General features: G+C 71.2%; 17 protein-coding genes and 1 pseudogene. 8 read left to right on the top strand and 10 right to left on the bottom strand.

What is annotated here, in order from left to right:
• The first annotated feature begins 46 nt into the window (after positions 1 to 46).
• Positions 47 to 931 carry a class I SAM-dependent methyltransferase gene (locus tag V1460_RS04815; RefSeq protein WP_338672335.1) on the top strand — a complete coding sequence of 295 codons (885 nt, stop codon included), beginning with the start codon at positions 47 to 49 and terminating at the stop codon, positions 929 to 931.
• 92 nt (positions 932 to 1,023) lie between these two features.
• On the opposite strand, the gene V1460_RS04810 is transcribed toward V1460_RS04815, so the two are convergent.
• The 3 genes from V1460_RS04810 to V1460_RS04800 form a co-directional block, all read right to left on the bottom strand.
• The gene (locus V1460_RS04810) at positions 1,024 to 2,607 is read right to left on the bottom strand and encodes a protein kinase domain-containing protein (RefSeq protein WP_338672333.1); all 1,584 of its coding nucleotides are present in this window, start codon (positions 2,605 to 2,607) and stop codon (positions 1,024 to 1,026) included.
• Positions 2,604 to 3,392: a hypothetical protein gene (locus V1460_RS04805; protein WP_338672332.1), complete on the bottom strand. Its 789-nt coding sequence runs from the start codon at positions 3,390 to 3,392 to the stop codon at positions 2,604 to 2,606. The genes V1460_RS04810 and V1460_RS04805 overlap by 4 nt, the downstream gene beginning before the upstream one ends.
• A 591-nt stretch (positions 3,393 to 3,983) precedes the next feature.
• Entirely contained in the window at positions 3,984 to 6,128 is a 2,145-nt protein-coding gene (locus tag V1460_RS04800) for an N-6 DNA methylase (RefSeq protein ID WP_338672330.1), read from the bottom strand.
• Between the two features lie 246 nt (positions 6,129 to 6,374).
• Between V1460_RS04800 and V1460_RS04795 the strand changes: the two genes are divergently transcribed.
• Both V1460_RS04795 and V1460_RS04790 read left to right on the top strand, forming a co-directional pair.
• The gene (locus V1460_RS04795; RefSeq protein ID WP_338672329.1) at positions 6,375 to 7,178 is read left to right on the top strand and encodes a DUF4190 domain-containing protein; all 804 of its coding nucleotides are present in this window, start codon (positions 6,375 to 6,377) and stop codon (positions 7,176 to 7,178) included.
• 57 nt (positions 7,179 to 7,235) lie between these two features.
• Positions 7,236 to 8,018 (top strand): hypothetical protein, encoded by a 783-nt coding sequence (locus V1460_RS04790; RefSeq protein ID WP_338672328.1) that lies wholly within the window; start codon positions 7,236 to 7,238, stop codon positions 8,016 to 8,018.
• Positions 8,019 to 8,096: 78 nt separating this feature from the next.
• On the opposite strand, the gene V1460_RS04785 is transcribed toward V1460_RS04790, so the two are convergent.
• On the bottom strand, positions 8,097 to 8,867 hold the full coding sequence (locus V1460_RS04785) for an N-acetyltransferase (protein ID WP_338672326.1): 771 nt from the start codon (positions 8,865 to 8,867) through the stop codon (positions 8,097 to 8,099).
• A 169-nt stretch (positions 8,868 to 9,036) separates the two neighbouring features.
• Between V1460_RS04785 and V1460_RS04780 the strand changes: the two genes are divergently transcribed.
• Positions 9,037 to 10,023: an NAD-dependent epimerase/dehydratase family protein gene (locus V1460_RS04780; protein ID WP_338672324.1), complete on the top strand. Its 987-nt coding sequence runs from the start codon at positions 9,037 to 9,039 to the stop codon at positions 10,021 to 10,023.
• A 65-nt stretch (positions 10,024 to 10,088) separates the two neighbouring features.
• Here V1460_RS04780 and V1460_RS04775 read toward each other — a convergent pair whose 3' ends face one another.
• From V1460_RS04775 to V1460_RS04760, 4 genes are all read right to left on the bottom strand, one after another.
• Positions 10,089 to 10,856, bottom strand: a complete 768-nt coding sequence (locus V1460_RS04775) for an HNH endonuclease family protein (protein WP_338672323.1) — start codon at positions 10,854 to 10,856, stop codon at positions 10,089 to 10,091.
• Positions 10,857 to 10,983: 127 nt separating this feature from the next.
• Positions 10,984 to 14,526 (bottom strand): transcription-repair coupling factor, encoded by a 3,543-nt coding sequence (gene mfd, locus V1460_RS04770; RefSeq protein ID WP_338672322.1) that lies wholly within the window; start codon positions 14,524 to 14,526, stop codon positions 10,984 to 10,986.
• 323 nt (positions 14,527 to 14,849) lie between these two features.
• The gene (locus V1460_RS04765; protein ID WP_338672321.1) at positions 14,850 to 17,444 is read right to left on the bottom strand and encodes an FtsX-like permease family protein; all 2,595 of its coding nucleotides are present in this window, start codon (positions 17,442 to 17,444) and stop codon (positions 14,850 to 14,852) included.
• A complete protein-coding gene (locus V1460_RS04760) occupies positions 17,441 to 18,229 on the bottom strand; it encodes an ABC transporter ATP-binding protein (protein WP_338672320.1) in 789 nt (262 codons plus the stop codon). The genes V1460_RS04765 and V1460_RS04760 overlap by 4 nt, the downstream gene beginning before the upstream one ends.
• Positions 18,230 to 18,620: 391 nt before the next feature.
• On the opposite strand from V1460_RS04760, the gene V1460_RS04755 reads away from it, so the two are divergent.
• Both V1460_RS04755 and V1460_RS04750 read left to right on the top strand, forming a co-directional pair.
• Positions 18,621 to 20,192, top strand: a complete 1,572-nt coding sequence (locus V1460_RS04755) for an MFS transporter (protein WP_338672319.1) — start codon at positions 18,621 to 18,623, stop codon at positions 20,190 to 20,192.
• A gap of 122 nt (positions 20,193 to 20,314) precedes the next feature.
• Positions 20,315 to 21,220, top strand: a pseudogene (locus tag V1460_RS04750) (sodium:solute symporter family transporter); the annotation flags it as partial.
• A 185-nt stretch (positions 21,221 to 21,405) separates the two neighbouring features.
• On the opposite strand, the gene V1460_RS04745 reads toward V1460_RS04750, so the two are convergent.
• Both V1460_RS04745 and V1460_RS04740 read right to left on the bottom strand, forming a co-directional pair.
• The gene (locus V1460_RS04745) at positions 21,406 to 23,865 is read right to left on the bottom strand and encodes an SUKH-4 family immunity protein (RefSeq protein ID WP_338672318.1); all 2,460 of its coding nucleotides are present in this window, start codon (positions 23,863 to 23,865) and stop codon (positions 21,406 to 21,408) included.
• 7 nt (positions 23,866 to 23,872) lie between these two features.
• Positions 23,873 to 24,886 (bottom strand): SMI1/KNR4 family protein, encoded by a 1,014-nt coding sequence (locus V1460_RS04740; protein WP_338677895.1) that lies wholly within the window; start codon positions 24,884 to 24,886, stop codon positions 23,873 to 23,875.
• 276 nt (positions 24,887 to 25,162) lie between these two features.
• Between V1460_RS04740 and V1460_RS04735 the strand changes: the two genes are divergently transcribed.
• Both V1460_RS04735 and V1460_RS04730 read left to right on the top strand, forming a co-directional pair.
• Positions 25,163 to 25,663 (top strand): YwqJ-related putative deaminase, encoded by a 501-nt coding sequence (locus V1460_RS04735; RefSeq protein ID WP_338672317.1) that lies wholly within the window; start codon positions 25,163 to 25,165, stop codon positions 25,661 to 25,663.
• 57 nt (positions 25,664 to 25,720) lie between these two features.
• Positions 25,721 to 26,209 carry an SUKH-3 domain-containing protein gene (locus V1460_RS04730; RefSeq protein WP_338672316.1) on the top strand — a complete coding sequence of 163 codons (489 nt, stop codon included), beginning with the start codon at positions 25,721 to 25,723 and terminating at the stop codon, positions 26,207 to 26,209.
• The last annotated feature ends 6 nt before the right edge of the window (positions 26,210 to 26,215 follow it).

The following is a 26,215-nucleotide window of genomic DNA, read 5'->3' as shown; positions in this document are numbered from 1 at the left end:
TCATCGGTAGTCATGTGAGTACGCACTGCAGCGTACGCTCCGGGCCATGCCCTCCCTCCTGAGCAACCGGCTGGCCAAGCGGGTGCTGCGCCCAGCGTTCTCCCTTGTGGAGCAGCGCCTGGAGCGCGCCACGAACGCCCTCCAGGCGGACCTCGACGCTCTGCACCACGAGGTCGCCGATCTGCGCCGACAGAGTTACGGGCTCGCGCTGCTGCTCGACCACGCAGGGCGGGACGACCACCGGATGCCCACGGCGACGCTACTGGACACACTCGTGCGCGAGGTCGTCACGGTGACCGGCGCGTCCGCCGAACACGCGCGCCGGGACCTGACGGTGGCCTACCGGACGGTGGTCGCGCTGGAGGCGCTCGGCGTCGGGCGGATGCCCGGTTCGGCGTCCGATGTGTGCGGAAAGCTGGCGGCTGTACCGCTGCTCACCCCGCCGAACGGCGAGGTGCTGGAGATCGGCACCGGACACGGCCTGCTCGCGGCGGCACTGCTGCGTATGCTGCACCGCGCGGGCACCGAAGCGCGGCTGACCGTCGTGGATCCGCTGGAGGGCGGTGGCGAACCCCTGGTGCGCGAGGACGTCGTACGCGCCAACCTCGCCCTGTGTGGCAACCGCCAGGGCACGGAGGCCCGCATCCTGCGGGGCACTTCCGGCGACCCCGAGGTGCGCGGCACCGTCTCCGACCGGGGCTACGGAGTGGTCGTCGTCGCAGGTGACCCGTCCGCGCAGACGGCTCTCGCGGATCTGGAATGGGCCGAGGAACTCGCGGCCGACGGCGCGGTCATCGTCCTTGACGGTCATGGCGACATCGCCCGCCCAGGCGTTCGCGAGGCCTTGGCGAAGGGCCTCGCGAACGGTTCACGACTGAGGCTGCTGGGGCAGATCGGCGCGACGGCGTTCCTGCGCGCCTCGCGGATCTGACAACCCACCGGGTATTCGGCCGAAAGCCCTGGGGCGCGGGGTGGTCCACCGTCTGCCCTGTGTCTCATCCCCCGGGCCTCATCCCCCGTGTCTCATCCCCCGGGCCTGAACTGCCGCTGCCGGTCCAAGGACCGCCGCAGACTGACCGCCTGCGGATGACCGGTGCCGTAGATCCGCTCGATGTCGTAGAGCAGGTTCTGCAGGTGCTGGTACCCGGCCGCGTGGTCGCCCATCGCCAGCATGAGGTCTCCGATGCGGTGCCGGATGTCGAAGCCGCGGGCGTGGTCGGCGCCGGGAGCGTGCGGGTTCCCGTAGAGCGGCAGCAGCGCGCGGTACTCGGTGATCGCGGCCGCGGCCTCGCCCATCTGCTCCAGGCACTGCGCCGCGTCATAGCGGTACTGGAGGGTCTGCCGGTCGGCCTGGCCCGCCTCCGCCGCCCGGTCATCGGCGAGGCGGCGCAGTTCGGGCAGGGCTCGGCGGTACTGGCCGTCGTCCATCAGCGTCGTGGCGTACTGCTTGCGCAGGATCCTGACGACCGGTGAGTGCTCACCGTGCTCCGTCGCGGCGGCCGGGAGGATGCCGCCGAGTATGTCCACGGCCCGGGTGATGCTGCCCTCGCCGAGCAGGCGTTTGACCTCGTCCACGGCCGCGGCGACATCCGGGCGCTCCGCGGCGGGCGCCGTCCCGGAGACCTGTGACGGAGCCGCGGCGGGGCTGCTCGCGCGGTCGGGCCAGGGGGCGTGCGGGCGCACGAAGGGACGGGTCGGGTCGAGCGGGCCGCCTCCAGCGCTCTGGCCGGTGCCGTGCCCGCGTGCCGGGAAGGCTCCCGGGCCGCGCCCCGCACCGGGCAGCAGCGGAGCGAGTTGCGCGTAGACCTCCTGGGCACCGGACGGGCGGTGCAGCGGATCCTTCGACAGCAGCCGCAGTACCAGCGCCTCCAGTTGCTCGGGCACTTCGGGCCGCAGCTGGCGTACCGGAAGCGGCGGCTCGTACAGGTGCCGATGCAGCACACCGAGGGCGGTCGAACCCGCGAAGGGGACGTTGCCGCTCAGCAGTTCGTGCAGCAGCACCCCGAGCGCGTACAGGTCGGTGTACGGGCCGACGGCCCCGCCCATCGCCTGCTCGGGCGCCATGTAGGCGGGGCTGCCGATCGGGGAGCCGGTGTGCGTGAGCCGGGTGGTGTCGGTGTCGAGTACGGAGGCGACGCCGAGGTCGAGCACGGTGACCGTGCCGTCGGGCTTCACCATCACGTTGCGCGGCTTCAGGTCGCGGTGCACGATCGGCACGGCGTGCACCGCGCCGAGCACGGAGCACAGCTGCGCGGCGATCGACACGGCCCATTCCCAGGGATACGGGTCCTGCTCCGCCAGGTGGTCCGCGAGGTCCGCGCCCTCCACGTACTGCATCACCAGGAAGAGGTCGTTCCCGTCGCTGCCCGCGTCATGCACCGTGACCAGTCCGGGGTGGGTGACCTGGGCGGTGACCCGGCACTCCCGGACGAAGCGGCGGCGCATCTCGTCGGCGGCGGTCGCGGCGGCCATCATGTCGGGGCGGAGCAGCTTCACGGCGACCCGGCGGTCGAGCCGCTGGTCGTAGCCGGTCCAGACCTGGCCCATGCCGCCCTGGCCTATGACGGTGGACAGCTCGTAACGCCCGGCGATGACGCGTCCGTTCACCGGCCGCCCTCTCGCTGGTCCTTGTCACGGCGCAGGAGGTCGCTGAGCTCGTCGAGCTCGGCGCGCACCTGGTCGATACGGGCGTTGTTGTGGCCCCCGTCCGCCTGCTGCTGCACAGGTGGGACGAACGGGGTGGGTGGCACGGTCGGCCGGGTCGCCGATGTGGGCTGGGTCGTCGATGTGGGCTGGGTCGTCGATGTGGGCTGGGTCGTCGATGTGGGCTGGGTCGTCGATGTGGGCTGGGTGTACGGCTGCCGCACGGGCTGAGCGTACGGATTCTGCGTCTGGTGGCCCGGCACGGTCTGGCTCGTCGGGCCCATGGGGTGCTGCACGGCCTGGGTCGCCGGGGAGGCGTGCGGATAGCCGTAGCCGGTCGTCTGGGGCCCCGGCGGTGGATACCCGGCGGACGACGCGCCCGGCGGTTGTGGGCGCCGGTCGAAGTGGCGGATCTCGGAGACGAGGTAGTAGCTGACGACCCCGACCGTCGCCAGGAACAGCCAGGAGACGATGACCATCGCGGCGCCGTCACTCATCGGCGCGTTCTCGTCATCCGGGACGGCGACACCGGCGAACACGAAGATGCCGATGGTGGACGCGGCCACGCCCCCGAACGCCCACCAGTGCTGGCGCCGAGTGGTGAGCAGGGCCAGCCGGAGCATCGAGGCCCAGGCGAGGAAGCCACAGCTGAGCAGCGTCAGTGCCACGAAGACCACCCGCAGGGCGACCCGCCCGCCGTTGTCGGCGCGGACTGGCGGTGGCGGTGGCACGTAGCCATGGCCGTGCATTGCTGCTCCTGACGGGTGCGAGGTCACCTGGAAGGCACCTGGGAGTGAACGGGACGGACGGCGAAACGAACAAGGACTTGAGCGTATACACCGACGACGACAGCCCGCCCTGGGTTGCGCATAACGGTTGTTGAACTGCTCACGCCAGCCTAAGGGCTGTCCCGTAATCCCCGGCGGGCGCGCGACGACAGCTACGGCACTCCCCCTGTCTTCGCCGGGAGGTGCCCCCACGCTGCGTTGTCGAATCGCCCGAATACACCCAGTATGCGGGCGACCCTCCGCCTTGCGTTGCGTCCCCTCGGCCCCAGGGGCCGGGGGAGACCCCATACGCCTCGGCCCCAAGGGCCGGGGGAGACCCCATACGCCTCGGCCCCAAGGGCCGGGGGAGACCCCATACGCCTCGGCCCCAAGGGCCGGGGGAGGCCCCATACGCCTCGGCCCCAAGGGCCGGGGGAGACCCCATACGCCTCGGCCCCAAGGGCCGGGGGAGACCCCATACGCCTCGGCCCCAGGGGCCGGGGGAGACCCCATACACCTGACGCCGCGCTCTGATCCACCGCGGATTACGGGACAGCCCTTAGTCCGAGCCGGTCACGCCTCCACAGTGCCGTCCGTCAGCCCGTCGTACAGCCCCCGTACCAGCTGCTCGCCGAGCCTGCCCGCGAGGCGCAGCGCGTCCTCGAACGAAGCGAGAGCCCGGAAGCGGTCGCCGTACCGCCATTGGTCGGCCAGCGGCAGCCGGGGCAGTTGGAGGCGGCGCACGTCGAGCCTGGTCGCGGTGGACGCGTAGCTGCTGGCCTGGCGGTTGTTCGTGGTGCCGCGCAGGAAGCCGGCGAGGAACCACGGGTCGAGTGCCGCCGGGTCGGGGCGCAGCAGCTGGAGGTTGCGGCCGAGGGCGGCCCCGGCCGTGGCCGCGTCGATGACACGGGCCGCCGAGCCTCCGCCCAGTACGGGCACCACGACGTCACCGGCCGCGACGAGTACGGGTTCCACCGGCTCGTCGCCGGGGCCGGACGGTTCCGGGAGGCTGCCGGATGGCGCGGTGCCCGCCAGCACGTCGTGCTCGGTGAGGACGGGGGGCGCGCCCGGGCCTGTGCTGGTGCCCGTACCTCCCGAACGCAGTTCGAGGGCGCCCGCGCGGGCGAGCTCACCCACGGTGGTGCCGGTCCAGCGGCCCGGTACTGCCGCGGCCGGCTCGGCGGGCGGTGGGGTGAGCTCGCCGGTGCGCCTGAGGGTGTCGGTCAGCCGTTCTCGTACGTCGGCGAGTTCGGCGGCACTGCCACCGGCGGCCGGGGGCGGGAGGTGGCGGGCCGGCGCCAGGTCCACATCGTCGTCGAGAAGTGCGATGACCGGGACGGAACGGCTGACCCCGGGGCGTTCGTCGACGGTGCCTTCGTGGTCGAACGGCAGCCACGCGTCGAGTACCGCACCCTGCACGGCCGTCCAGTCGATCCGGTCGCGTCCGCCTCCTCCCGCGACCCCGGCCTGCTCGGCTGTGTCGACCAGGAGCAGTTCGGGTGCGGGGCGTTCGGCGGCCTCCGGACGGCGCAGCACCCACAGATGCAGCGGGATGCCGTACGGCGGCGCCGCACCGGCGGGCAGGGCGACGACGGCGCGCAGCGCGCCACGGCGCAGCAGGTCGGCGCGAACGCGACGGCCGGAGCGGCGGGACGCTGCGGCGGGCGGCATCAGCAGGACCGCGATGCCACCGGGCCGCAGCCGGGCGAGCGCGTGCTGCACCCAGGCCAGCTCGGACTCTGTGCGGGCCGGAAAGCCGTACTCCCAGCGCGGGTCGTAGGCCAGTTCCTCGTGTCCCCAGTTGCGTTCGTTGAACGGCGGGTGGCAGAGCACGGCGTCGGCGGCGAGCTGCGGGAAGGCGTCGGCGCGCAGCGAGTCGCCGGTGCGCACATGGACATCGGCGGCGGACTGGAGCGCGAGGCGGAGCGCGGCGAGCGCGGCGAGGTCCGGGTCGGCCTCCTGTGCGTAGACGGCCGTGGGCTGCCCCCCGAACTGACCGGCCTGAACCGGCTGGACTGCCTGAACCGGCTGCCCCGTCCGACTCGACTGGTCGGGCCGGGCGCCGGCGCGCAACAGCGCGCCGGTGCCGCAGGCGGGGTCGAGCAGGGTGGCGGCGGGCCCCGCGATGGCGGCCATCAGGGCGGCAGGGCCGGGGGGAGTAAGCGTGTACTGGCGAGGGTTGGCGTCAAGGTGCCGACCGATGAGGAACTCGTACGCCTGGTGCGTGCCCCGTTCCGCCGCCAGCTCGGCCGCACCGCGCAGCAGGGGGACGGAGCGGAGCAGGTCGGGGACGCCCGGAGTCGGCACGGCGCGCGCGTCCGGCGGCCCGAGTCGCGGAGTCAGCACCGCTTCCAGGGCCGTGGGCAGCATGACGGCCATGCGCTCGTCCGAGACCGCGGCGAGCTCCAGCCAGGCGGTGGGCCGCTCCCTTACGAGCAGCAGGGCGCAGCCGACGTGGGCGAGGGCGGTCACGGCGCCGTCGGGGTGGGCGGAGAGCTGCTGCCAGACCCTCTCGTGCAGCGGCACTTCGGCGAGTTTGCCCTGGGCGCGCAGCCAGCCCTCGACGTCGGCGAGCGCGAACGACGGGCTGGTGTCGGTCCCGCCGACCGGCTTGGGGAAATCGGCGTGCCGGCGCCTCCAGTTGCTCACCGCGGCCCGTCCCACACCGGCGAGCCGGGCGATTCCCGCGGCGGTCACCTCTGCTGCGCTGTCCGGCACGTGGCGGCCCCCTGCTCTCGGATCTCGGCACTGATGTGACCTCCGAGCATACCCATCCACACGGAACACCTCCATTCACACCGTGAGCCGATCTGAGCATCGTGAACCATGTTGACTCGGTTCACAGGCTCTGCTCTCATTAACCCGTCGCCGCAAGGAGTCATCGGGCGGCACCGCTGACACCTCCCGCTCCCATCGGCGTCCCACCGCGACGACGCTCGTCCCTACAGTCCTGGAGGACACCCCATGTCCCAGTACACGCAGCACCCCCAGCAGTACCCCCAGCAGGGCGCTCCCGCCCCGGCTCCGGTCGCAGCCCGCAACGGCCTCGGCACTGCCGCGCTGGTCCTCGGGATCGTCGGCGTGCTCGCCGGTCTGCCGATGTTCCTGTTCTGGCTGGCCGGAACCCTGGGCCTGATCGGGCTGATCCTCGGCATCACCGGACGCGGTCGTGCGAAGCGCGGCGAAGCCACGAACAAGGGGGCAGCCACGACCGGTGTCGTCCTCGGAGCAGTGGCCCTGGCCCTGTCGCTGGTGGGCGCGGTGGTGACCTTCGCGGTGGTGAGCGAAACGGTGGACGAGATCAGCAAGTCCGCTTCGGGCAGTTCCGCGCCGAAGGCGAAGGGCGCCGACGGCGCGGCAGGCGAGGAAGCGACCGGCGAGACCCTGGCGGCGGGCGACTCCGCCGTGTACGACGACAACCTGACCATCACCGTGTCCGGTCCCAAGCCCTACTCCGCGAGTGAGTACGCCGTCGGCCACACCAAGGGCAACAAGGCCTACCAGGTCACCGTCGTCATCGAGAACGCCGGCAAGGAGAAGTTCGACGCCTCGCTGGTGACCGCCGATGCCCGTGCCGGAAAGAACGGCGTCAACGCCGAGCAGATCTTCGACGGCAAGGTCGGCGCGCCCTTCGGCGGGACCGTGCTGCCCGGCAAGAAGGCCACTGCCACCTGGGCCTTCGACACCCCGGCCGCCGCAGGGAACCTGACCATCGAGATCAGCCCCGGCCTCGACCACGACGACGTGATCTGGGACCTGAAGCTCTGAGTCTTCCTTCTCCTCCATCACCGCCAGTCCCCCCGCAGCACCTCACGGAGAAGCACCATGCCCACCACCCACGCGCCCGCCCGCCTGAAGCGCACCGGAGCCGCGCTCCTCACGACGACGCTCACGGCGGCCGCGCTGACCCTCACCGCCTGCCTCCCGTCCGGCGCCGAAGGCAAGACCCGCGCCGGCGCATCGGCGGAGAAGCCGGGCCCGTATGCCGGGCTGTCCGGCGCCGAGCTACTGAACAAGTCCTTCAAGGCCACCAAGCGCGCCAAGTCCCTGACACTCCAGGTCGACACCAGGACCGCGGACGGACCGGAGAAGGCATACCTGTCCGTCAGCGCCAAGGGTGACTGCACGGGAACGGTCTCCCTGGGCACCGCGGGCACCACGGAGTTCATCAGGACCGGCGGGACCGTCTACATGCGCTTCGACGAGGTGATGCTCCGCGAGCAGGTCAAGGGCATGTCGGATGAGGAGACCGAGGCCGTGATGCGGACCCTGCGGGGCAAGTGGGTGGAGTACGACGCGGACGCCGATGACGCCAGGGACCTGGTGGAGCTCTGCGACCTGGACAGCCATCTCGGCGCGCTCGTGCCCGATGACAACGTCGCGCGGAGGGCGGGCGAATCGACCGTGAACGGCACTCCGACAGTGGTCGTCACCGAGCAGGACGGCCGGGAGAAGTACACCGTGCACGTGTCCGCCAAGGGCATCCCGTTCCTGGCTCGGATCGAGACGACCGGCGGCGATGATCCCGGCACGATCACCTTCTCGCAGTTCGACGAGCCGGTCGTGGCGCGGAAGCCCGCGGCGAAGGACATCGCCGACATCGATTAGCCCGCGCCACGGGGAAACGGGCAAGCCGGGGAGGCCGCACCACGGGGGGCGGCCCTCCCCGGCTTCTCGGCGGACCGGTCAGAGCCGGTGCCGCACCCACACATTCGGCTCGACGTAGACCGCGTGCCCGTGTTCGAGGGAGCAGCGCACGGGCACCAGCCCACCCGGCACCCGCACCGGCCCGTCCGTGTCGAACGGCAGCCCGGTCCACGTACGCCACTGCTCCAGCGAGCCCGCCACCGTCATGGAGGCGGGGGCGACCGCATCGATGGCCCCGCCCGCGCGTACATGGACGCGCAGCCACGGGTCGTGCGGCAGACCGTCCCGCTCACGGGTCCGGAAGGCGTACTCGGACATCGGCACCTCCGGCTCCAGGTGCTTGGCGTTCGGCCGTACCGGTGCGACCAATTCAGCGAAGCCGCGCGCCCGTGCGTTGTCCCGCAGCGCGGCGACCATGCGCCCGGATATCCCCCGCCCCAGCATCCCGGTGGTCACGGTGATCTCGATCGCGCTGACCGTGTCCGGCTTCCGCCCGTGCCGGAGATCCGAGAACGCCCACAGCAGCGCCTGGTCCCACCCGGTCGCCGGAAGCTCCCGCCGCCCCTCCATGTCCAGGACGAACGGCACGCTGAACCCCCGTGCCACCACGGCACCTTCGGGGTCGGTCGCCACGATCACGTACTCGGGCAGCTCGGTGAGGATCCGGCCCATGTACCCCCATCCCACGTGGTCGTGCAGGATGAACTCGGGCCAGTCCTCGGCCATACCCCACACCGCACCGCGTAGTTCCGGACGCTCGGCCAGCGTGGTGACGGTCAGTTCGGGTGCGGAATCCTGCGGCGTGGTCATGCCAGGAGACTAACCGCGAAGGAGCGCACCGCCCCAGCGGTTTTCGCAGGCGCCCATCCGCCGGGCGATCCACACCACACCGGCAGACGGCGGTCGCACGCCGCACCCGTCGAGTCCGCTGTCCGCGAAGCCGCTTGGTTCCCGTGGTGGGCGGTGGTTGGGTGGCGCGATGGAGATCTTGGTGCTGGGCGGGACCGCGTGGGTGGGCAGGGAGCTGTCGCGGCAGGCGATCAAGCGTGGACACCAGGTGACCTGCCTGGCGCGCGGCGCGAGCGGGGAAGCCGCGGACGGCGCACGGCTGGTGGCGGGTGACCGGCGCGATCCGTCGGTGTACGGACCGCTGCTGGACCGCACATGGGACGCCGTAGTCGAAGTGTCATGGCAGCCGGGTTTCGTGCGCGAGGCTCTGGACGCGCTGCGCGGCAGGGCCAGGCACTGGGTCTATGTGTCGTCCGTCAGTGCCTACGCCTCCCACGCGGCACCGGATGCCGACGAGTCCGCGCCCCTGCTGGCACCGACCGAACTGCGTGACGTGGACCGCACGCTGTACGGCGAGGCGAAGGCCGCGTGCGAACAGGCGGCGACGGCCGTCGTCGGCGACCGTCTCCTGATCGCGCGCGCCGGACTCATCGGGGGTCCGGGCGATCACAGCGGACGTTCGGGCTATTGGGTGGCCCGCGCGGCACGGGAGCCGCAGGGGCCCATGCTGGTTCCCGGCACACCGGACATGCCTACGCAGGTGATCGATGTCCGGGATCTCGCCGCCTGGCTGCTCGACGCGGGGGAGAAGTGCACCACCGGCATCTACGACGCGGTCGGCCCCGAGGTTCCGTTCGCTGAGTGGCTCGCCCTGTCCCGCACCGTCGGCGGGCACACCGGCTCGGTGGTCGCCGCCGATTCAGCGTGGCTGCTCGGCCAAGGCGTGGCCGGTTACATGGGGTCCGAATCGCTGCCGATGTGGCTGGTCGAGCCGGGCTGGGAGGGCTTCTCGGCCCGGAGCGGGGCAGCGGCACGGGCGGCGGGGCTACGGCACCGGCCCAGGGTCGCGCTGCTCGCGGACACGCTGGAGTGGGAACGCGCACAGGGCCTGGACCGGGTGCGGCGCGCCGGTCTCAGTGCCGGGCGGGAGCGGGAACTGCTCGAAGCCCTCGGCTGATGCCACCGGATCGCGTCGAGGGCAACGGGGGGCCGGTCGCGTGCCGGTCGGTGCCCCGTGCGCTGTCAGCCTGCGCACTCCCGTAGCATCGCCGCCCTGTCCGATCCGGTGACCGGCATCTCGTACTTGACGGCGACCTGAGCGAACCGCACCGCGTAGGCGCACCTGATCTGCTTGTTCGGCGGCAGCCAGGACGCGGGGCCCGAGTCGCCCTTGGCCGAGTTGGCGCGGCCCTGGACCGGGATCAGATTGAGCGCGTCGTTGGCGAACCGCTCACGCTTGCTCTCCGGCCAGCGCGACGAGCCCATCTGCCAGCTGTACGACAGCGGCACCACATGGTCTATCTGCACCTCGGCGGCCTTCTGCTTGCGCCACTCGATGGTCATTCCGGTGTACGGGTCGTACAGGGTCATCGACACGACCACGCAGTCGGAGCCGGAGCGGAACCGTACGTCGCCTCCATGGAGTCTCAGCAAGTCGTTGCGCGTGTCACAGCCGTTCCGCGCCAGCGGCACCCCGTCCACCGCGTCCTTCCAGGCGGAGCCGAACTCGTCGCGGTCATAACCCGTCTTGGAGCCGCGCCCCTTGACGGCCAGTCCCGCGATGAGTTCCCGTGCCGCGGCCCGTTGTGCGGACCCCGCCAGGGGCGCGAGTCCGGGTTTGGTGCCGTCGGGGTTCGCCAGCGGGCTCACGCCTCGGGCATACGACCCCTGCGGTGCCGAACCGCGGTCCGGAGCGTCGGCCTGTCCGAGTACGTCGCAGCCGGAGACGTACGGGATCACGGCGACCGGCAGAAGCGCCAGAACCGGGCCAATGATGCGTGACCTGCTCATGCCGACGAAGCATAGGGGCTCCTGGGCCCCGGGCCCGGCCGCCGTCCGGCGGGGCGGTCCGGCGGGGCGGTCCGGCGCCACCGGGGCTGAGGCCCCGGCGGCCGCCGCACCCATCGACCCCGATGCGCTACGACCCCAGGATCGTGGTCAGGAACTCACCCGTCCACGCCAGGAGTTCCCGGCCCACCACGGGTTTCCCGCCGATCTTGCCCGTCGTCGGGCGCGGCACCAGCACCTGCTGCACCGCCGGCTTGATGACCGTACGCGGATAGAGACGCTTCAGCCGCAGCTCCTGCGACTCGCGCAACTCCACCGGCGCGAAGCGGATGTTCGACCCCTGGAGCACGATCTCACCCACTCCGCAGGCCCTCGACAGCATCCGCAGCCCGGCGACCAGCAGCAGGTTCTCCACCGGCTCGGGCAGCTTGCCGTAGCGGTCGGTGAGCTCCTCACGTACCGCCTTGATGTCCTCCTCCGAGTCGGCGGACGCGATCGCCCGATACGCCTGGAGACGCAGCCGCTCACCGGGCGCGTAGTCGTGCGGGACATGCGCGTCGACCGGCAGCTCGATCTTGACCTCCAGCGGCGGCTCCTCCTGCGCCTCCCCGGACTCCAGCGACTTGCGGTAGTCGGCGACCGCCTCGCCCACCATCCGCACGTACAGGTCGAAGCCGACACCGGCGATATGGCCGGACTGCTCACCGCCGAGCAGATTGCCCGCGCCGCGGATCTCCAGGTCCTTCATCGCCACATACATGCCCGCACCCATCTCGGTGTGCTGGGCGATGGTCGCCAGACGCTCGTGTGCGGTCTCCGTGAGCGGCTTCTCCGGCGGGTAGAGGAAGTAGGCATAGCCTCGCTCGCGGCCACGCCCCACCCGGCCGCGCAGCTGGTGCAGCTGTGAGAGGCCGAAGTTGTCGCCGCGCTCCACGATCAGGGTGTTTGCGTTGGAGATGTCGATACCGGACTCGACGATCGTGGTCGACACCAGCACGTCGTACTTCTTCTCCCAGAAATCCACGACGACCTGCTCCAGGGTGCTCTCGCCCATCTGCCCGTGCGCGGTGGCGATCCGCGCCTCCGGGACGATGTCGCGGAGCCTCGCCGCGGCCCGGTCGATCGACTCGACCCTGTTGTGGATGTAGAAGACCTGTCCCTCGCGCAGCAGTTCACGGCGGATCGCCGCACCGATCTGCTTCTCCTCGTACGGGCCGACGAAGGTCAGCACCGGGTGCCGCTCCTCCGGCGGGGTGGTGATGGTGGACATCTCGCGGATGCCCGTGACCGCCATCTCCAGGGTGCGCGGGATCGGTGTCGCGGACATCGTCAGCACATCGACGTTGGCCCGCAGCTTCTTCAACTGCTCCTTGTGCTCGACGCCGAAGCGCTGCTCCTCGTCCACGATGACCAAGCCCAGGTCCTTGAACTTGGTCTCGGACGAGAACAGGCGGTGGGTACCGATGACGATGTCGACCGAGCCGTCCTTCAGCCCCTCCAGGGTCGCCTTCGCCTCCGCGTCCGACTGGAAACGGGACAACGCCCGGGTGACCACGGGGAACTGCGAGTACCGCTCGCTGAAGGTCCCGAAGTGCTGCTGCACCAGCAGGGTGGTGGGCACGAGCACGGCGACCTGCTTGCCGTCCTGGACCGCCTTGAACGCGGCCCGCACCGCGATCTCGGTCTTTCCGTATCCGACGTCTCCGCAGATCAGCCGGTCCATCGGGACCGACTTCTCCATGTCCTCCTTCACCTCGGCGATGGTGGACAGCTGATCGGGGGTCTCGGCGTAGGGGAACGCGTCCTCCAGCTCGCGCTGCCAGGGCGTGTCAGGGCCGAAGGTGTGGCCGGGCGCTGCCATCCGGGCGCTGTACAGCTTGATCAGGTCGGCGGCGATCTCCTTGACCGCCTTCTTGGCGCGCGCCTTGGTCTTGGTCCAGTCGGCTCCGCCGAGCCGGTGCAGTGTCGGCGCCTCGCCACCCACGTACTTGGTGACCTGCTCCAGCTGGTCGGTCGGGATGTAGAGCCGGTCACCGGGCTGGCCGCGCTTCGCCGGCGCGTACTCGACCAGCAGGTACTCGCGCGTCGCGCCCTGTACGGTGCGCTGCACCATCTCCAGGTAGCGGCCGACACCGTGCTGCTCGTGCACGATGTAGTCGCCCACTTCGAGAGTCAGCGGGTCGATCTGCTTGCGGCGGCGGGTCGGCATCCGGGCGCCGTCCCTGCCGGCGGCCTTCTGGCCGGACAGGTCGGTCTCGGTCAGCACGGCCAGCCTGAGCGCGGGATCGACGAAGCCGTAGTCGATGGAGCCGCAGGCCACATGCACGACCGACGGGGAGATCTCCTTCAGGTCGGCGTCCAGCCGGGCCGCGATCCCCTCCCCGCCGAGCACCTCCGCGGTGCGGCTTGCGGGTCCGTGCGCCTCCGTCACGAACACGGTGCGCCAACCGTCCGCGAGCCAGCCCTTGGTGTCGGCGAGTGCGCGGGCGGTGTCACCGCGGTACGTCTCCGGTGCGTGCATCCCCAGCTTCAAGGTGTCGGCATCGCCGAGGTGCAGCTCCTCGTCGGCGGCGAACGGCGAAACCGACCACCACATCATCCCGAGCTCACGGGCCCGGTCCCGGACATCCGCGATCCCCCACAGCGAGGCCGCCCCCAGGTCGATCGGCGCCTCGCCGCCGCCCGCCGTCGCCGCCCAGGACGCCTGAAGGAACTCCTGCGAGGTCGCCACCAGGTCCGCCGCCCGCGTACGGACCCGCTCCGGGTCGCACACCACGGTCATCGCGCCTGCGGGTAGGACGTCGAGCAGTAGCTCCATGTCGTCCACCAGGGCAGGGGCCAGCGACTCCATGCCCTCGACCGCGATGCCCTCGGCGATCTTCCCGAGCAGCTCGCCGAGCTCCGGATGAGCCTCGGCGAGCGCGGCGGCCCGCTCCCGTACGGCGTCGGTCAGCAGCAGCTCACGGCACGGCGGCGCCCACAGCCCGTGCTCGGCGACCTCAAGGGAGCGCTGGTCGGCCACCTTGAAGTAGCGGATCTCCTCGACGTCGTCGCCCCAGAACTCGATCCGCAGCGGGTGTTCCTCGGTGGGCGGGAACACATCGAGGATGCCGCCGCGCACCGCGAACTCGCCGCGCTTCTCGACCAGCTCCACCCGCGAGTACGCGGCGGCGGCCAGCCCTTCCACGACCTCGTTCAGATCCGCGGTCCGCCCGGACCGCAGCGCCACCGGCTCCAGGTCCCCGAGCCCCTTGACCTGCGGCTGAAGCACGGACCTCACGGGCGCGACAACCACGCTCACCGGGCCGGCTGCCGGGTCGTCCGCGGACGGGTGGGCGAGGCGGCGCAGCACCGCGAGACGTCGGCCGACGGTGTCGGAGCGGGGCGAGAGCCGCTCGTGCGGCAGGGTCTCCCAGGACGGGTACTCGGCCACGGTGTCCGGGTCGAGCAGCGAGCGCAGCGCAGCGGCCAGGTCCTCGGCCTCCCGGCCGGTCGCCGTCACCGCCAGTACCGGCCGCCCGGCCTCGCGTGCCAGGGCGGCCACCGCGAAGGGCCGGACCGCCGGGGGGCCGACCAGGTCGACATGGCGGCGGTTACCGTCCGTGGCGGCCTTGATCGCCTCGGCGAGCGCCGGGTCACGTACCACGGCGTCGAGCAGACCGTGCAAGCTCATGGAGGAGGTTCCGTCCGGGATCCGACAACACGAATGACCCGACGCCTTCGAAATCCCCCTGTCGTGGACGGCGGTCGGTCACGCACCGCGGTCCCGGACAAGGGGGCGGGCCGGGGGTCTCCAGGGTAAACCGCCGGGATACGCGGTGCGCGGCCAACGGGCACAGTGCCGGCGATCTCCGCGCCGTGTCTCCGGCGGTCCCGGCCGCCGGACACCGCCCACGCCCCGGAGCGGGATCAAGCGCCCATGCCCCGGCCCGGTGGGCGCGCGGCAGGGCGACGCTCACCGGGCCGGGGCGGCCACCCGTCACCGGGCGATCCGTGCTACTCCGTGGCGATTGCGTTCAGCACGTTCATCCTGCCTGCCCGGAACGCGGGGACCAGCGCCGCGAACAGACCCACGAACGCGGATCCCACGAACACCCCCGCGATCGTCGGCCAGGGGATCTCCAGCACACCCAGCCCCTCCAGGGCCAGCAGCTTCTGGGCCGCCGTGCCCCAGCCCATGCCGAGGCCGAGACCGAGCAGCGCGCCGAACAGTGCGATGACCACCGACTCCAGGCGGATCATGCGGCGCAGCTGGCGGCGCGAGAGGCCGATGGCCCGCATCAGCCCGATCTCCCGGGTCCGTTCCACCACCGACAGCGCAAGGGTGTTGACCACGCCCAGAACCGCGACGATGATCGCGAGCGCGAGCAGGCCGTAAACGATGTTCAACAACTGACCGACCTGGTCCTTCAGATCCTGCTTGTAGTCGGTCTGGTCCTTCACCTGGTACGTCGGGTACTCGGCGAGCGACTTCTTGAGCGCCGCGTACGCCTCCTTCTCCTTGCCCTCCTGCGCGGTGGCGAACATCAGCACGTTCTGCGGCATCCGGTCGGCGGGCAGATAGCGGGCCACCGTGGTGATGTTGACGTACATCGAGCCCTTGTCGACGCTGGTGTCGTCCGAGGTGATCGCCGCGACCTTCAGCCTCGCCTCCCCGCCCCCCGTGAAGCGCACCGTCAGCGTGTCACCGACCCGGACGCCGTGGTCCTCGGCATAGCCCTCGGAGACCGACATGGCGTCCTTGCCGTAGGCCGCCGCCAGGTCGCCCGCAGTCGTCTCACGGCGCAGGTCCTGGGCATAGGTCGGGTCGGCGGCGACCAGCGTCTGCTTCTCCGGCTTGCCCTTCCCCCCGCTTCCGCCGGGGGCGGTCAGCTCCGCCTCGACCACCTTGTAGTCGGTGACGTGCTCGATGCCCGGCACCTTCTTCAACGCCTGCTCGGCCTGCGGCACCATCGGCTGGAAGTTGTCCGACTGGATGATGAAGTCCGCGCCGACCGTTCGGTCCAGCTCGTCCGTCGCGGAGGCCACCATCGAGGAGCCTACGACCGACAGGCAGGCGACCAGCGCCAGGCCGATCATCAGCGCGGCGCCAGTGGCCCCGGTACGCCGCGGGTTGCGCAGCGCGTTGCGCTCGGCCATCCGCCCGACCGGGCCGAACGCCCGCAGCACCACCACGCTGATGACCCGGACCACCCCGCTCGCGAGCAGCGGTCCGACCACCACGAAACCGACCAGGCTGAGCACCACGCCCAGGCCCAGCCACATGGATCCCTCGCTCGCCTTCGCGGCCCGCGTGGCGGTCCACAGCAGCAGGCCGCCGGCGCCCGTGAGGACCAGCCCGATGACACCCCGCACCAGTCCGGCGCGGCCGTCGGCCGGCGTACCGGCGTCCCGGAGCGCGGCCATCGGGGAGACCTTGCCCGCCCGGCGCGCCGGGATGTAGGCGGCCAGGACCGTGACGACGGTCCCGAGGACCAGCCCGATCACCGGGGTCGTCCACTTGACGGTGAGGTCCTGCGTCGAAAGGTTCATACCCGTCGCCGACATCAGCTCCATCAGCCCGACGGCCAGCCCGACCCCGGCCGCGACACCCGCGACCGATCCGAACACACCGAGCAGCAGCGCCTCGATCAGCACCGAGCGGTTGACCTGCCTTCGGCTCGACCCGATGGCCCGCATCAGCCCGATCTCCCGGGTGCGCTGGGCGACCAGCATCGAGAAGGTGTTGACGATCAGGAAGATCCCGACGAGGACGGCGATCCCGGCGAAGCCGAGCATCGCGTACTTCATGACGTCGAGGAACTCGCCGACGTCCTCACGGCCCTGGTCGGCCGCCTCCTGCTGGGTCCGCAGGGTGTACGGGGCCGTGTCGCCGACAGCCGCGGCCACGTGCTTCTTCAGCTGCTCATGGTCGGTGCCGGGCTTCGCGGTGACCTCGATCTGGGTGTATGCGCCGGTCCTGCCGAGCAGTTGGCGCTGAGCCGTCGCCGTGTCGAAGTAGACGACGGCCGCACCCGGGTTGGTCACCTTGAACGAGGCGATACCGGAGATGTGCGCGGTGAGGTCACCGGTCGCGGCGATGGTGCGAAGCTCGTCGCCGAGCTTCAGACCGTGCTTGTCGGCGGTGTCCGCGTCGACCATCACCTCCGTGGGCCCGCGCGGCTCGCGCCCCGAGCTGATCTCCATGGAGCGCAGCTCGCCGGGCGTCCAGTTGACGGCGATGGTGGGTGCGCCATTGCTGGATCCCATGTTCTTGTCGTCCGCGTCGACGACGGTCACGCTCAGGGAGATGACCTTGCCCTCGGCGGACCGCACCCCGTCGGCCTTCTCCACCTGCGCCAGCAGGGCGGCGGGCAGGGACTCCGGCTTCCCTGTCGGCGGGGCCTCATCGTCGCCCGCCGCACTCTTCGGGCTGACGGTGACATCGGCGGCGGAGACAGCGAACAGCTTGTCGAAGGTGGTGTTCATGGTGTCGGAGAACACGAGTGTGCCCGACACGAACGCCACCGACAGCAGGACGGCGATGGCGGACAGCGCCATCCGCCCCTTGTGCGCGAAGAAGTTGCGCAGCGAGGTCTTCAGCACGGTCACGACGTACGCCCCCGGGCATCGAAGTCCTTCATGCGGTCGAGGACCTGGTCGGCCGTCGGGTTGAACATCTCGTCCACGATCCGGCCGTCGGCCAGATACAGCACACGGTCGGCGTAGGAGGCCGCCACCGGGTCGTGGGTGACCATGACGATGGTCTGGCCCAGCTCGTCGACGGACCTGCGCAGGAAGCCCAGCACCTCGGCACCGGCCCGCGAGTCCAGGTTCCCGGTCGGCTCGTCGCCGAAGATGATCTCGGGGCGGGCCGCGAGGGCACGTGCGACGGCCACTCGCTGCTGCTGTCCGCCGGAGAGCTGGTTGGGCCGGTGCTTCAGCCGCCCCGCGAGCCCCACCGTCTCCACCACGCGGTTGAGCCAAGCGGTATCGGGCTTTCGCCCCGCGACGTCCATGGGAAGCGTGATGTTCTCGATGGCGTTGAGCGTCGGCAGCAGGTTGAACGCCTGGAAGATGAAGCCGATCCGGTCCCGACGAAGTTGCGTGAGCTTCTTGTCCTTGAGTCGGGTGATCTCGGTGTCATCGACGTGGATCTCGCCCGATGTCACCGTGTCCAGACCCGCCAGGCAGTGCATCAGGGTGGACTTGCCGGAACCGGACGGGCCCATGATCGCGGTGAACTGCCCGCGCATGATGTCCACATCGACGTGGTCGAGCGCGACGACCCTGGTCTCCCCGGAACCGTACGCCTTGACGACCTGCCGCGCTCGTGCGGCGACGACCGTCCGTCCTCCCGTGCCCCCGTGTGCGGGGACGGTCACAGCCGTTGTCACAGTATGTCTCCTGTTCAGGTGTTCAGGTGTTCAGGTGCCCCGGTCTCGGTGTCCGGTGGAAGTCTCGGGTACGGCGAGGTGCCGGCGCGCTGGTGCACGGCACCGTCTTCGGCCGGGGGTATTCCCCACCCCCTACACCCTGGAGACCCCGCGCCCCTCGGATCCGGCTGATAAGAGCGGCGTAAGCACGCCGTAGGAACAAGGTAGGGAACTGACCCCGCGTCCCTCCTCCTTCAGCAGGACGAACCGACCCTGGCGGCAAGTCAGGAGCAACCCCTAGGGGTTCGGGTCCCGAACCGGCGGACTACCCGCAGAGCCTGACCCCTCCCGCCGCGTGAGGTGCAAGTGGGAAGCTGCTCCGGGGAGATACATGCATAGGGAAGGGACTTCGATGAGCGGAGGACACACCGGCGCGAGGGACGCCGCCCGCAAGACCGGCTCCACGGCATCGGGCACCACCCGGCGCGGCGCCGTCGCCGCCGCACTGATGCTGGGCATGGCGCTCGCCGCGCTCGACGGCACCGTGGTCTCCACCGCCGTCCCGCAGATCGTCGGCGAACTGGGCGACTTCGCCTTGTTCTCCTGGCTGTTCTCCGGCTATCTGCTCGCCGCCACGGTGACCATTCCCGTCTACGGAAAGCTCGCCGACACCTTCGGCCGCAAGCCCGTGCTGATCACCGGCATCGTCGTCTTCCTGGCCGGCTCACTGCTGTGCGCCGCCGCCTGGAGCATGACCTCGCTCATCGCCTTCCGTGTCGTCCAGGGCCTCGGCGGCGGGGCACTCCAGGGCACCGTGCAGACGATCGCCGCCGACCTCTACCCGCTGGACCAACGCCCCCGGATCCAGGCGAAGCTCTCCACCGTCTGGGCGGTGTCCGCCGTCGCCGGACCCGTGATCGGCGGGCTGCTCACCGCATACACCGACTGGCGCTGGATCTTCCTGATCAACCTGCCGGTCGGGGCTCTCGCCCTGTGGCTGGTCGCCCGCCACCTACGCGAACCGTCCCGGACGGGCGCCGGGACCGGAGGCGCTCGGGCGCGAGGGAGCAGGCCCCGGCTGGACTGGCCGGGCGCACTCGCCGTCTTCGTCACCGGCAGCCTGCTGCTGACCGCACTCGTCCAGGGCGGAACCGCCTGGCCCTGGCTCTCCGCACCCTCCCTCACGCTGCTCGCGTGCAGCGCCGCCGGAGTCGCAGCCACCGTGCTCATCGAACGCCGGGCCACCGAACCCGTGCTCCCCGGTTGGGTGTGGCGGCGGCGCACCATCGCCGCGGTGAACCTGGCCATGGGGGCTCTGGGGCTGCTGATGGTCGCGCCCACCGTCTTCCTGCCGACCTACGCCCAGTCGGTGCTGGGGCTCGGCCCCATCGCGGCCGGCTTCGTCCTGTCCGTGATGACCCTGAGCTGGCCGGTCAGCGCCGCCTACGCCAACCGCCTCTACACCCGCATCGGCTTCCGCAACACCGCGATCACCGGTATCGGGGCGGCCCTGCTGATCGTGCTGGCGTTTCCGCTGCTACTGCCCTACCCGGGACGGGCATGGCAGCCCGCACTCGTGATGCTGCTGCTCGGCGCGGCGCTCGGGATCTTCCAACTGCCACTGATCGTCGGGGTCCAGTCCACCGTGCCCTGGGCGGAGCGCGGCACGGCGACCGCGTCCGTGCTGTTCTGCCGCCAGGTGGGACAGAGCGTCGGGGCAGCCCTGTTCGGCGCGCTCGCCAACTCCGTCCTGGCGTCCCGTGTCGGCGGCGGCTCGGGCGACAAGGGCGGCGACCTGGACAGCGTCGCCCGCTCCCTGGCGGACGGCCGTCCCGGCGCGGTGGAGCATCTGCGGCAGGCGGTGGACACGGCGGTGGACTACGTCTTCCTGGGCGCCGCAGGCGCCGCCGCGCTCGCCCTGCTCGTACTGGTGCTGCTGGCCCCGCGCAAATTCCCGGTGCTCACAGACGCACACGACGGCTGACGGGCCGCCGGGACCCGCACAGCGCATACGCACCCCACACAACGGATCGCCCGGCACCGCGTCGACCCGCTCGCCGCCGCCATCAGGGACAAGGCCGCGCAGGCCGCGGGAGGTGCGCACGCATGACCAGCTTCGGCTCAGACGCCCAGACCATGTCGTTCGTCGCGTTCGTCGCCGTTGTCACCGTCACTCTGCTGCTGTGCGTGATGACCGGCCCCGACCGGGACGACCTCGGCGGGTTCTACACCGGCTACCGCTCCCTCAGCCCCGTGCAGAGCGGACTCGCCATCGCCGGCGACTACATCTCCGCGTCCACGGTGCTCGCCACCATCGGAGTGATCGCCCTCACCGGCTACGACGGGCTGACCCTCGCCCTCAGCACCGTGCTCTCCCTGGTGCTGATGATGTTCCTGCTCGCCGGACCACTTCGGAACGCGGGCCGCTTCACCATGGGCGACGTCTTCACCCGCCGCACCCCCGGGCCCGCCGTACGGATCACCGCGAGCGCCGTCACTCTCGCCGCGCTGCTCCCGCTGGTGGTCTTCCAGCTCGCGGGCGCCGGAGACCTGCTCGCCTTCGTCCTGGGCTTCCACTCGGACGGCTTCAAGACCGGGTCCATCGTCTGCCTCGGCATCCTGATGATCGCGTATGCGGCGATCGGCGGGATGAAGGGCACCGCGTTCATCCAGATCGTCAAGACCGTCGTCCTGCTCGGCGCCGCCACCGCGATCGCCGCACTCGTGCTCGACCGCTTCGACTTCAGCCTGCCCGCGCTGCTCGACGCGGCAGCCAAGGGCAGCGGTGCCGGAGACGCCTACCTCACCTCCGGGCTCCAGTTCGACGGCGGACTCGACATGATCAGCGCACAGCTGACCGTCGTACTCGGCGCGGCGGTACTGCCGCACATCACCATGCGTATGTCCATCGCCCGCAGCGCCACCGCCGTACGCCGCTCCATGTCGTGGGCCGTGTCCACCGTCGTCGTCACCTGCCTGCTGATCGCCGTGATCGGCTTCGGGGCCGCCGCACGACGACGTCAGACGACGAAGGGCGCCCGATCCGCGCGATGCGGTTCGGACGCCCTTCGTCCGTGCACGTCAGCACGTCAGCACGTCAGCACGTCAGCACGTCAGGACGGCACGCCGTCAGACCCCCATCCGGCCATGTACCCGGACAGCCTTGTTCTCGGGCGGCCATGCCTACGGGCAGCCACTCAGATCAGTCCGTCCCACATCTGTTCCAGCAGCACGGACCACCAGCTCTCCGGCGACGACAGCGCCGCCGGATCGAGCGCGGCGAGCTGCGCCTGGAAGTCGACCGTCCAGCGGCCCGCCTGCGCCGGATCAAGCCCGAACCGCAGCCGCCACATCCGGCCCAGCATCGCCAGACAGCGAGTGAACTCGGGCAGACCGCTGTTCACGAACTGCGGGGCCACCGGCTGACCGCCGGGACCCGCCTCCACCGGAACCGCGACGATGTGCGCGGTGCCGTACTGGACGCAGATCGCCTTGCCGAAATCGGTACCGACCACCAGATACGAGGCGGCGTCCGACGCAGGCCGCACCTGGCGCTGCTGGGCCAGCTCAGCCAGCGTCGGCACCACCGGCTGAGCCGGCTGCGCCCAGAAGAACGGCCCGAAGTCCGCCGGCAGACCCGCCCACACCAGAGTGCGCGCCACCAGATCCGGCACGCCCTGGCGGGAAACCGCCCGCTGGTCGAACCGGCAGACGCCCTGCGGGCCGAACGTCCCCGCCAGTTCCTGCGCGATCCCCTCCGGCGGCAGCGGGGGAGCCGGCTGCACCGGCGGCAGCGGCGCACGCACCGGCACCGGGCGCGCCGGACCGTCCGCGACCTGGTGCAGCTCGCCTTGGTGGGTGAGCAGCTGCCGCATCCCGCCCTGGCGGCTCGCATGGTCCCTGCCATACGAGGCGATGCTGGTGATCCGCGCCTGCGGCCAGGTCTCCCGGATCATCCGGGCGCAGTAGCCACCGGGCAGCTCACAGGACTCCAGCTCGGTGTGCAGTTCGAGCACTTGGTCGTTGGGCACGTTCATGGCGCGCAGCTCGTGGTAGATCTGCCACTCCGGGTGCGGAGTACCCGGCGCGGAGCGGCGGATCAGCTGCTGCTCGGATCCGTCGGGCGCACGGTAGCGCAGCACGGCCTGGTAGCCGGGGCCGACGGTCGGCAGACCGGCCGGAGGCTGCTGCGGATACCCGTACGCGGCGGGGGGCTGGGGCTGCGGATACGGGGGCGGTGCGGGAGCCGGAGCCATGGGCGGCGGGCCCTGCACCGGGTACGGACTCGGGTTCGGGCCCGGGTTCGGGTTCGGGTTCGCCAGTACCGTCGCCTCGTGGTGGACGCCGCCGGGCGGAGTACCGGGAACGGACGGCGTGGCAGGAGGCCCCGGAGGCTGGGGCACGCCAGGACCGCCGTGCACCGGGTTCGGACTCGGGTTGGCCAGCATCGTCGCCGCGTGGTGCACACCTGGCGGAGTACCGGGAGCACCCGGCGGTCCGGGCGGTCCGGGCGGTCCGGGCGGTCCGGGCGGTCCGGGCGGCTGAGCCGACCGCGGGCCATCCGGCACCTGCCGCGGCACCATCTGCGTCGGAACGTAACCGTCGTCGACGGGAGCCCCGGGCGGCGGCCCCCCCGGGGCGGCGACCGGCCGCGCACCGGGCATGCCGGGAGGAGCCGGTGGCGGAGGCGTCATCTCCCCGCCGCGCGCGGTACGCGTACCGCGCGGCGGGAGCACGGCCTTGCTGGTGGCGGCGTCGGCGATATCGCCGGCGGCCCGGGTGGCAGGCGCCCCGGACGCGGGCGGCTGGTCCACGGGCTCACCCGGCCGGCCCGGCTGGTCCCTCAGGGGCTGAGCACCCTGCCGCCCCGGCACGTCGTACGCAGGGGTCACCGCGGTCGGCGGCAGCCCGCTGCCACCGGACATCAACGCGGTCGGCAGATCCGCGCCGACCGAAGGCGGCGGTACGTCATCGTCATCGGAACCCGACAACGGCGGAGCGAACACCGTCTCGGGCAACGGCACCGACCCGTCGGTGCCGTCAGCGGCCTCACCGGGGCGGGAACTCGTATCCGTCCCCGCCCAAGGAGTCGCATCGGCAGTCGAGGCGGGCACGGGAGCCGGTACCGGTCCGGGAGCCGGTGCGGGCGGCACCCGGTCCGACCCGGTCGGCTCCAGGTCCGCACCCCCCGCCACCGGCGGCGCCTGCGCGGGGTCGCCCGCACCGCCGCCGCCACTGCCGGAAGCCGCCGACGTCCCATCGGCATCACTCCGCTGATCCGGGATGCCCAGACTGTGCGCCGCTTCCTGAAGCCACTCGGGCGGACTCAGCATGAACGACGTCTGGTTCAGATCGATACGCTCAGGCGAAGCGGCAGCCGGAGGCTCCTCACCCCGCGGAACGCCGTACTCCTCCTCGTAGCGCCGGATCACCTCGCCCACCGGCAGGCCGGGCCACAGCGTGGCCTCCCCGCTGTCGCGGGCGATCACCAGCCGCTGCCGACCGCCGTCCGACGTCGGGCCATCGGCGCGGTCCTCCGCCCATACCACGAAGCCCAGTTCGAACTCCCTGACGCGTACCTCGCGGTGCAGCTGGGCGGACACGTCGCCGTTGACCCACTCCTCAGCGCGCTCCTGCGCCTGCGCGAACGTCACCATCCGGCTGTCACCCCTCCACCGCGACCGGGACCGCGCGCGCGAAGCCGCCGTCCACCATCAGGTTCGCCACCGTCTCCAACTCCGGCGGACTACCCGCCAGACGCGACAGGAAGGCGTCGAAATCCTCGCCACAGGGCAGCAGCAGCCGCTCCACCCGCTCGTTCACCGACAAACCGTCCTGGTCACGGGCATCGTCATACGCGCAAAACCACACCGAACCCGACGCGCTACCGCGGACCTTCACCGCCAGCAGACCACCCTGCACAAATGCGACACCCAGGTAGTCCTTCGTCAAATGGTCCCTCAGGCACTTGTTCACATACACCAGGTCATTGACCGCGGCCTCGTCGCGCACCGTGAAGAACGGCTGGTCGATCAGCAGCCCAAGGCTCACATCCAGCCCGACGCCCACCGGAGCACAGCCACCCGCCGCCTTCAGGAAGGACCGGTACGCGCCGGGGAGGCGATAGCCCAAGTCCTCCTCCGCACCGGCCATCTGCTGCTCGGACACGGAGACCGACGCCTTCGGCAGCCCGAAATGGACCGGCCTGAACTCCTGCAACGGGCGCGTACCCCGCTTGTCATGGTCGACCGCGGCCGTCGCGACACCACCGTGATGCCTCAGCAGCGCCTTCACCTCGACCGGCACCAGCTCAAGCCGGCGACCGTCCGCCACGTGATGCCACGTCCAGCCATGCGGCGTCGTCACCGCCGGAATCGTGTCCCACAACTCGTGCCCGGAGGCCGCGAGCGCCGCATTCGCCGACACATAGTCCGTGAGCCGCAGTTCATCGACCCCGAAACCCTCAGGCGGATCGGCGACCTCCGCGGCAGCACGCGCGAAAGGTGAGAAATCCGGATAACCACGCTCATCCACCCGCACCCCCGAGGGGTAGCGGGCAGCCCTCACCGGATCCGGGAAGTGCACGACCTGCCCGGCGTAGGCAGAGTTCGGCGGCTCGGCGTGTCCACCGGCCCGGGGATTGGGAGTGACCCCCAGCCCTTGCCGACCTGTCGTCATGGCGGTTGCCCCCTGCTGAATCTGGCTGATTGACCACAGCCTATGCGGTGATACGACAGGTGCCACCGCCACCGCCCCGCCACCCCGAGCCCTCCACTCACTCCGTGACACCCCGCCAGCGCAACGTGACCCGCAGCCGGATTCACCGCGACACGACCACACGTTTCCACCACCCCGCTTCCACACGGCACGTCCCATTTGGCAGGCTGTCCCTTCAACTCGGGGGCGTGCACAGCGACGGCGGGCGTCGCGGCACGGGAGGGACGAAGACGCACCATGCACACGGCGCCATCAGGAACGACAACCGGTGACCCACGGCTCAACTGGAGCCACTCACACGACTCCGCGCACATCCCGATCCCGCGCTTCAGACGCGACGGCATACTCCCCACCGTCGCGGCAGCCCTCTCCGTCCGCGGCGAGACCCTCACTTGCACCGCGGGCAGAGCCGACCAGCCACCCACTCTCCACCCCCTGGTACAGGACTTCATCGACACCCTCACCAGCGGCCAGCGGGAACGCTTCACCGGACGCTGCCCCGAGGCGATCCTGCTCTCCCGCCACCTCGCCGCCGCCGAGACCACGCGCTCCAGACGCGCCCAGCGCAAACCCCTCACCCACAGCGAAGCCCGGCGCTCCCTCAAACAAGCGAAGATCACCGCTCGCCGCATACGCGAGGACGGCGACCCTCTCCACGGCAGCTACGCGGCCCCCTGCCGCTCCTGTGCGGCGATGCTCGACCATTTCGGCGTACGGACCGTCGAACCGGCCCAGTAGCCCCCACAGTCAGAAGCAGAACCAGCAGGAGCAGGACGAGGACGGCAGACCCGGATCGTGACCGAGCACAACAGCACCCGCTTCCCCATATCCGTCGACGCCGCCCTGCGCCAAGCCGGCTGGCAACCCGGACGCTGGGACATCAAGCAAGCCGAGCACTGGGCCGACGCGCTACGCGACCACCAACCCCCAGCCGGCCACCGCCACAGCGTCTTCCCCGCCGCTGTCGAAGCCTGGGCCGAATTCGGCGCCCTCCACATCACCCCGCCCGGACGGGGCCGCCAGATCGCACCCACCACCATCCGCTTCGACCCACTCGCCGGACTCCACCTCGCCCGCACCCTCGGCGACCTCGGCCGCGCCCTCGACACGCGACTCGCGCCACTCGGCGAGGAAGGCGATGCGCAAGCCGTACTCGCCATCGACACCGAAGGGCGCGTCTACAGCCTCGACCACACCGGCGACTGGTACCTCGGCCCCACCGTCGACCACGCGCTCGGCACCCTGGTCACCGGAACCCAGCCGACCCGGCTCACCGCCCCCTGACCACCG

The organism is Streptomyces sp. SCSIO 30461, assembly GCF_037023745.1.
Classification (GTDB): Bacteria; Actinomycetota; Actinomycetes; order Streptomycetales; family Streptomycetaceae; genus Streptomyces.
The sequence above is the reverse complement of the archived record's forward strand: the minus strand, read 5'-3'. Positions and strand labels throughout refer to the sequence as shown.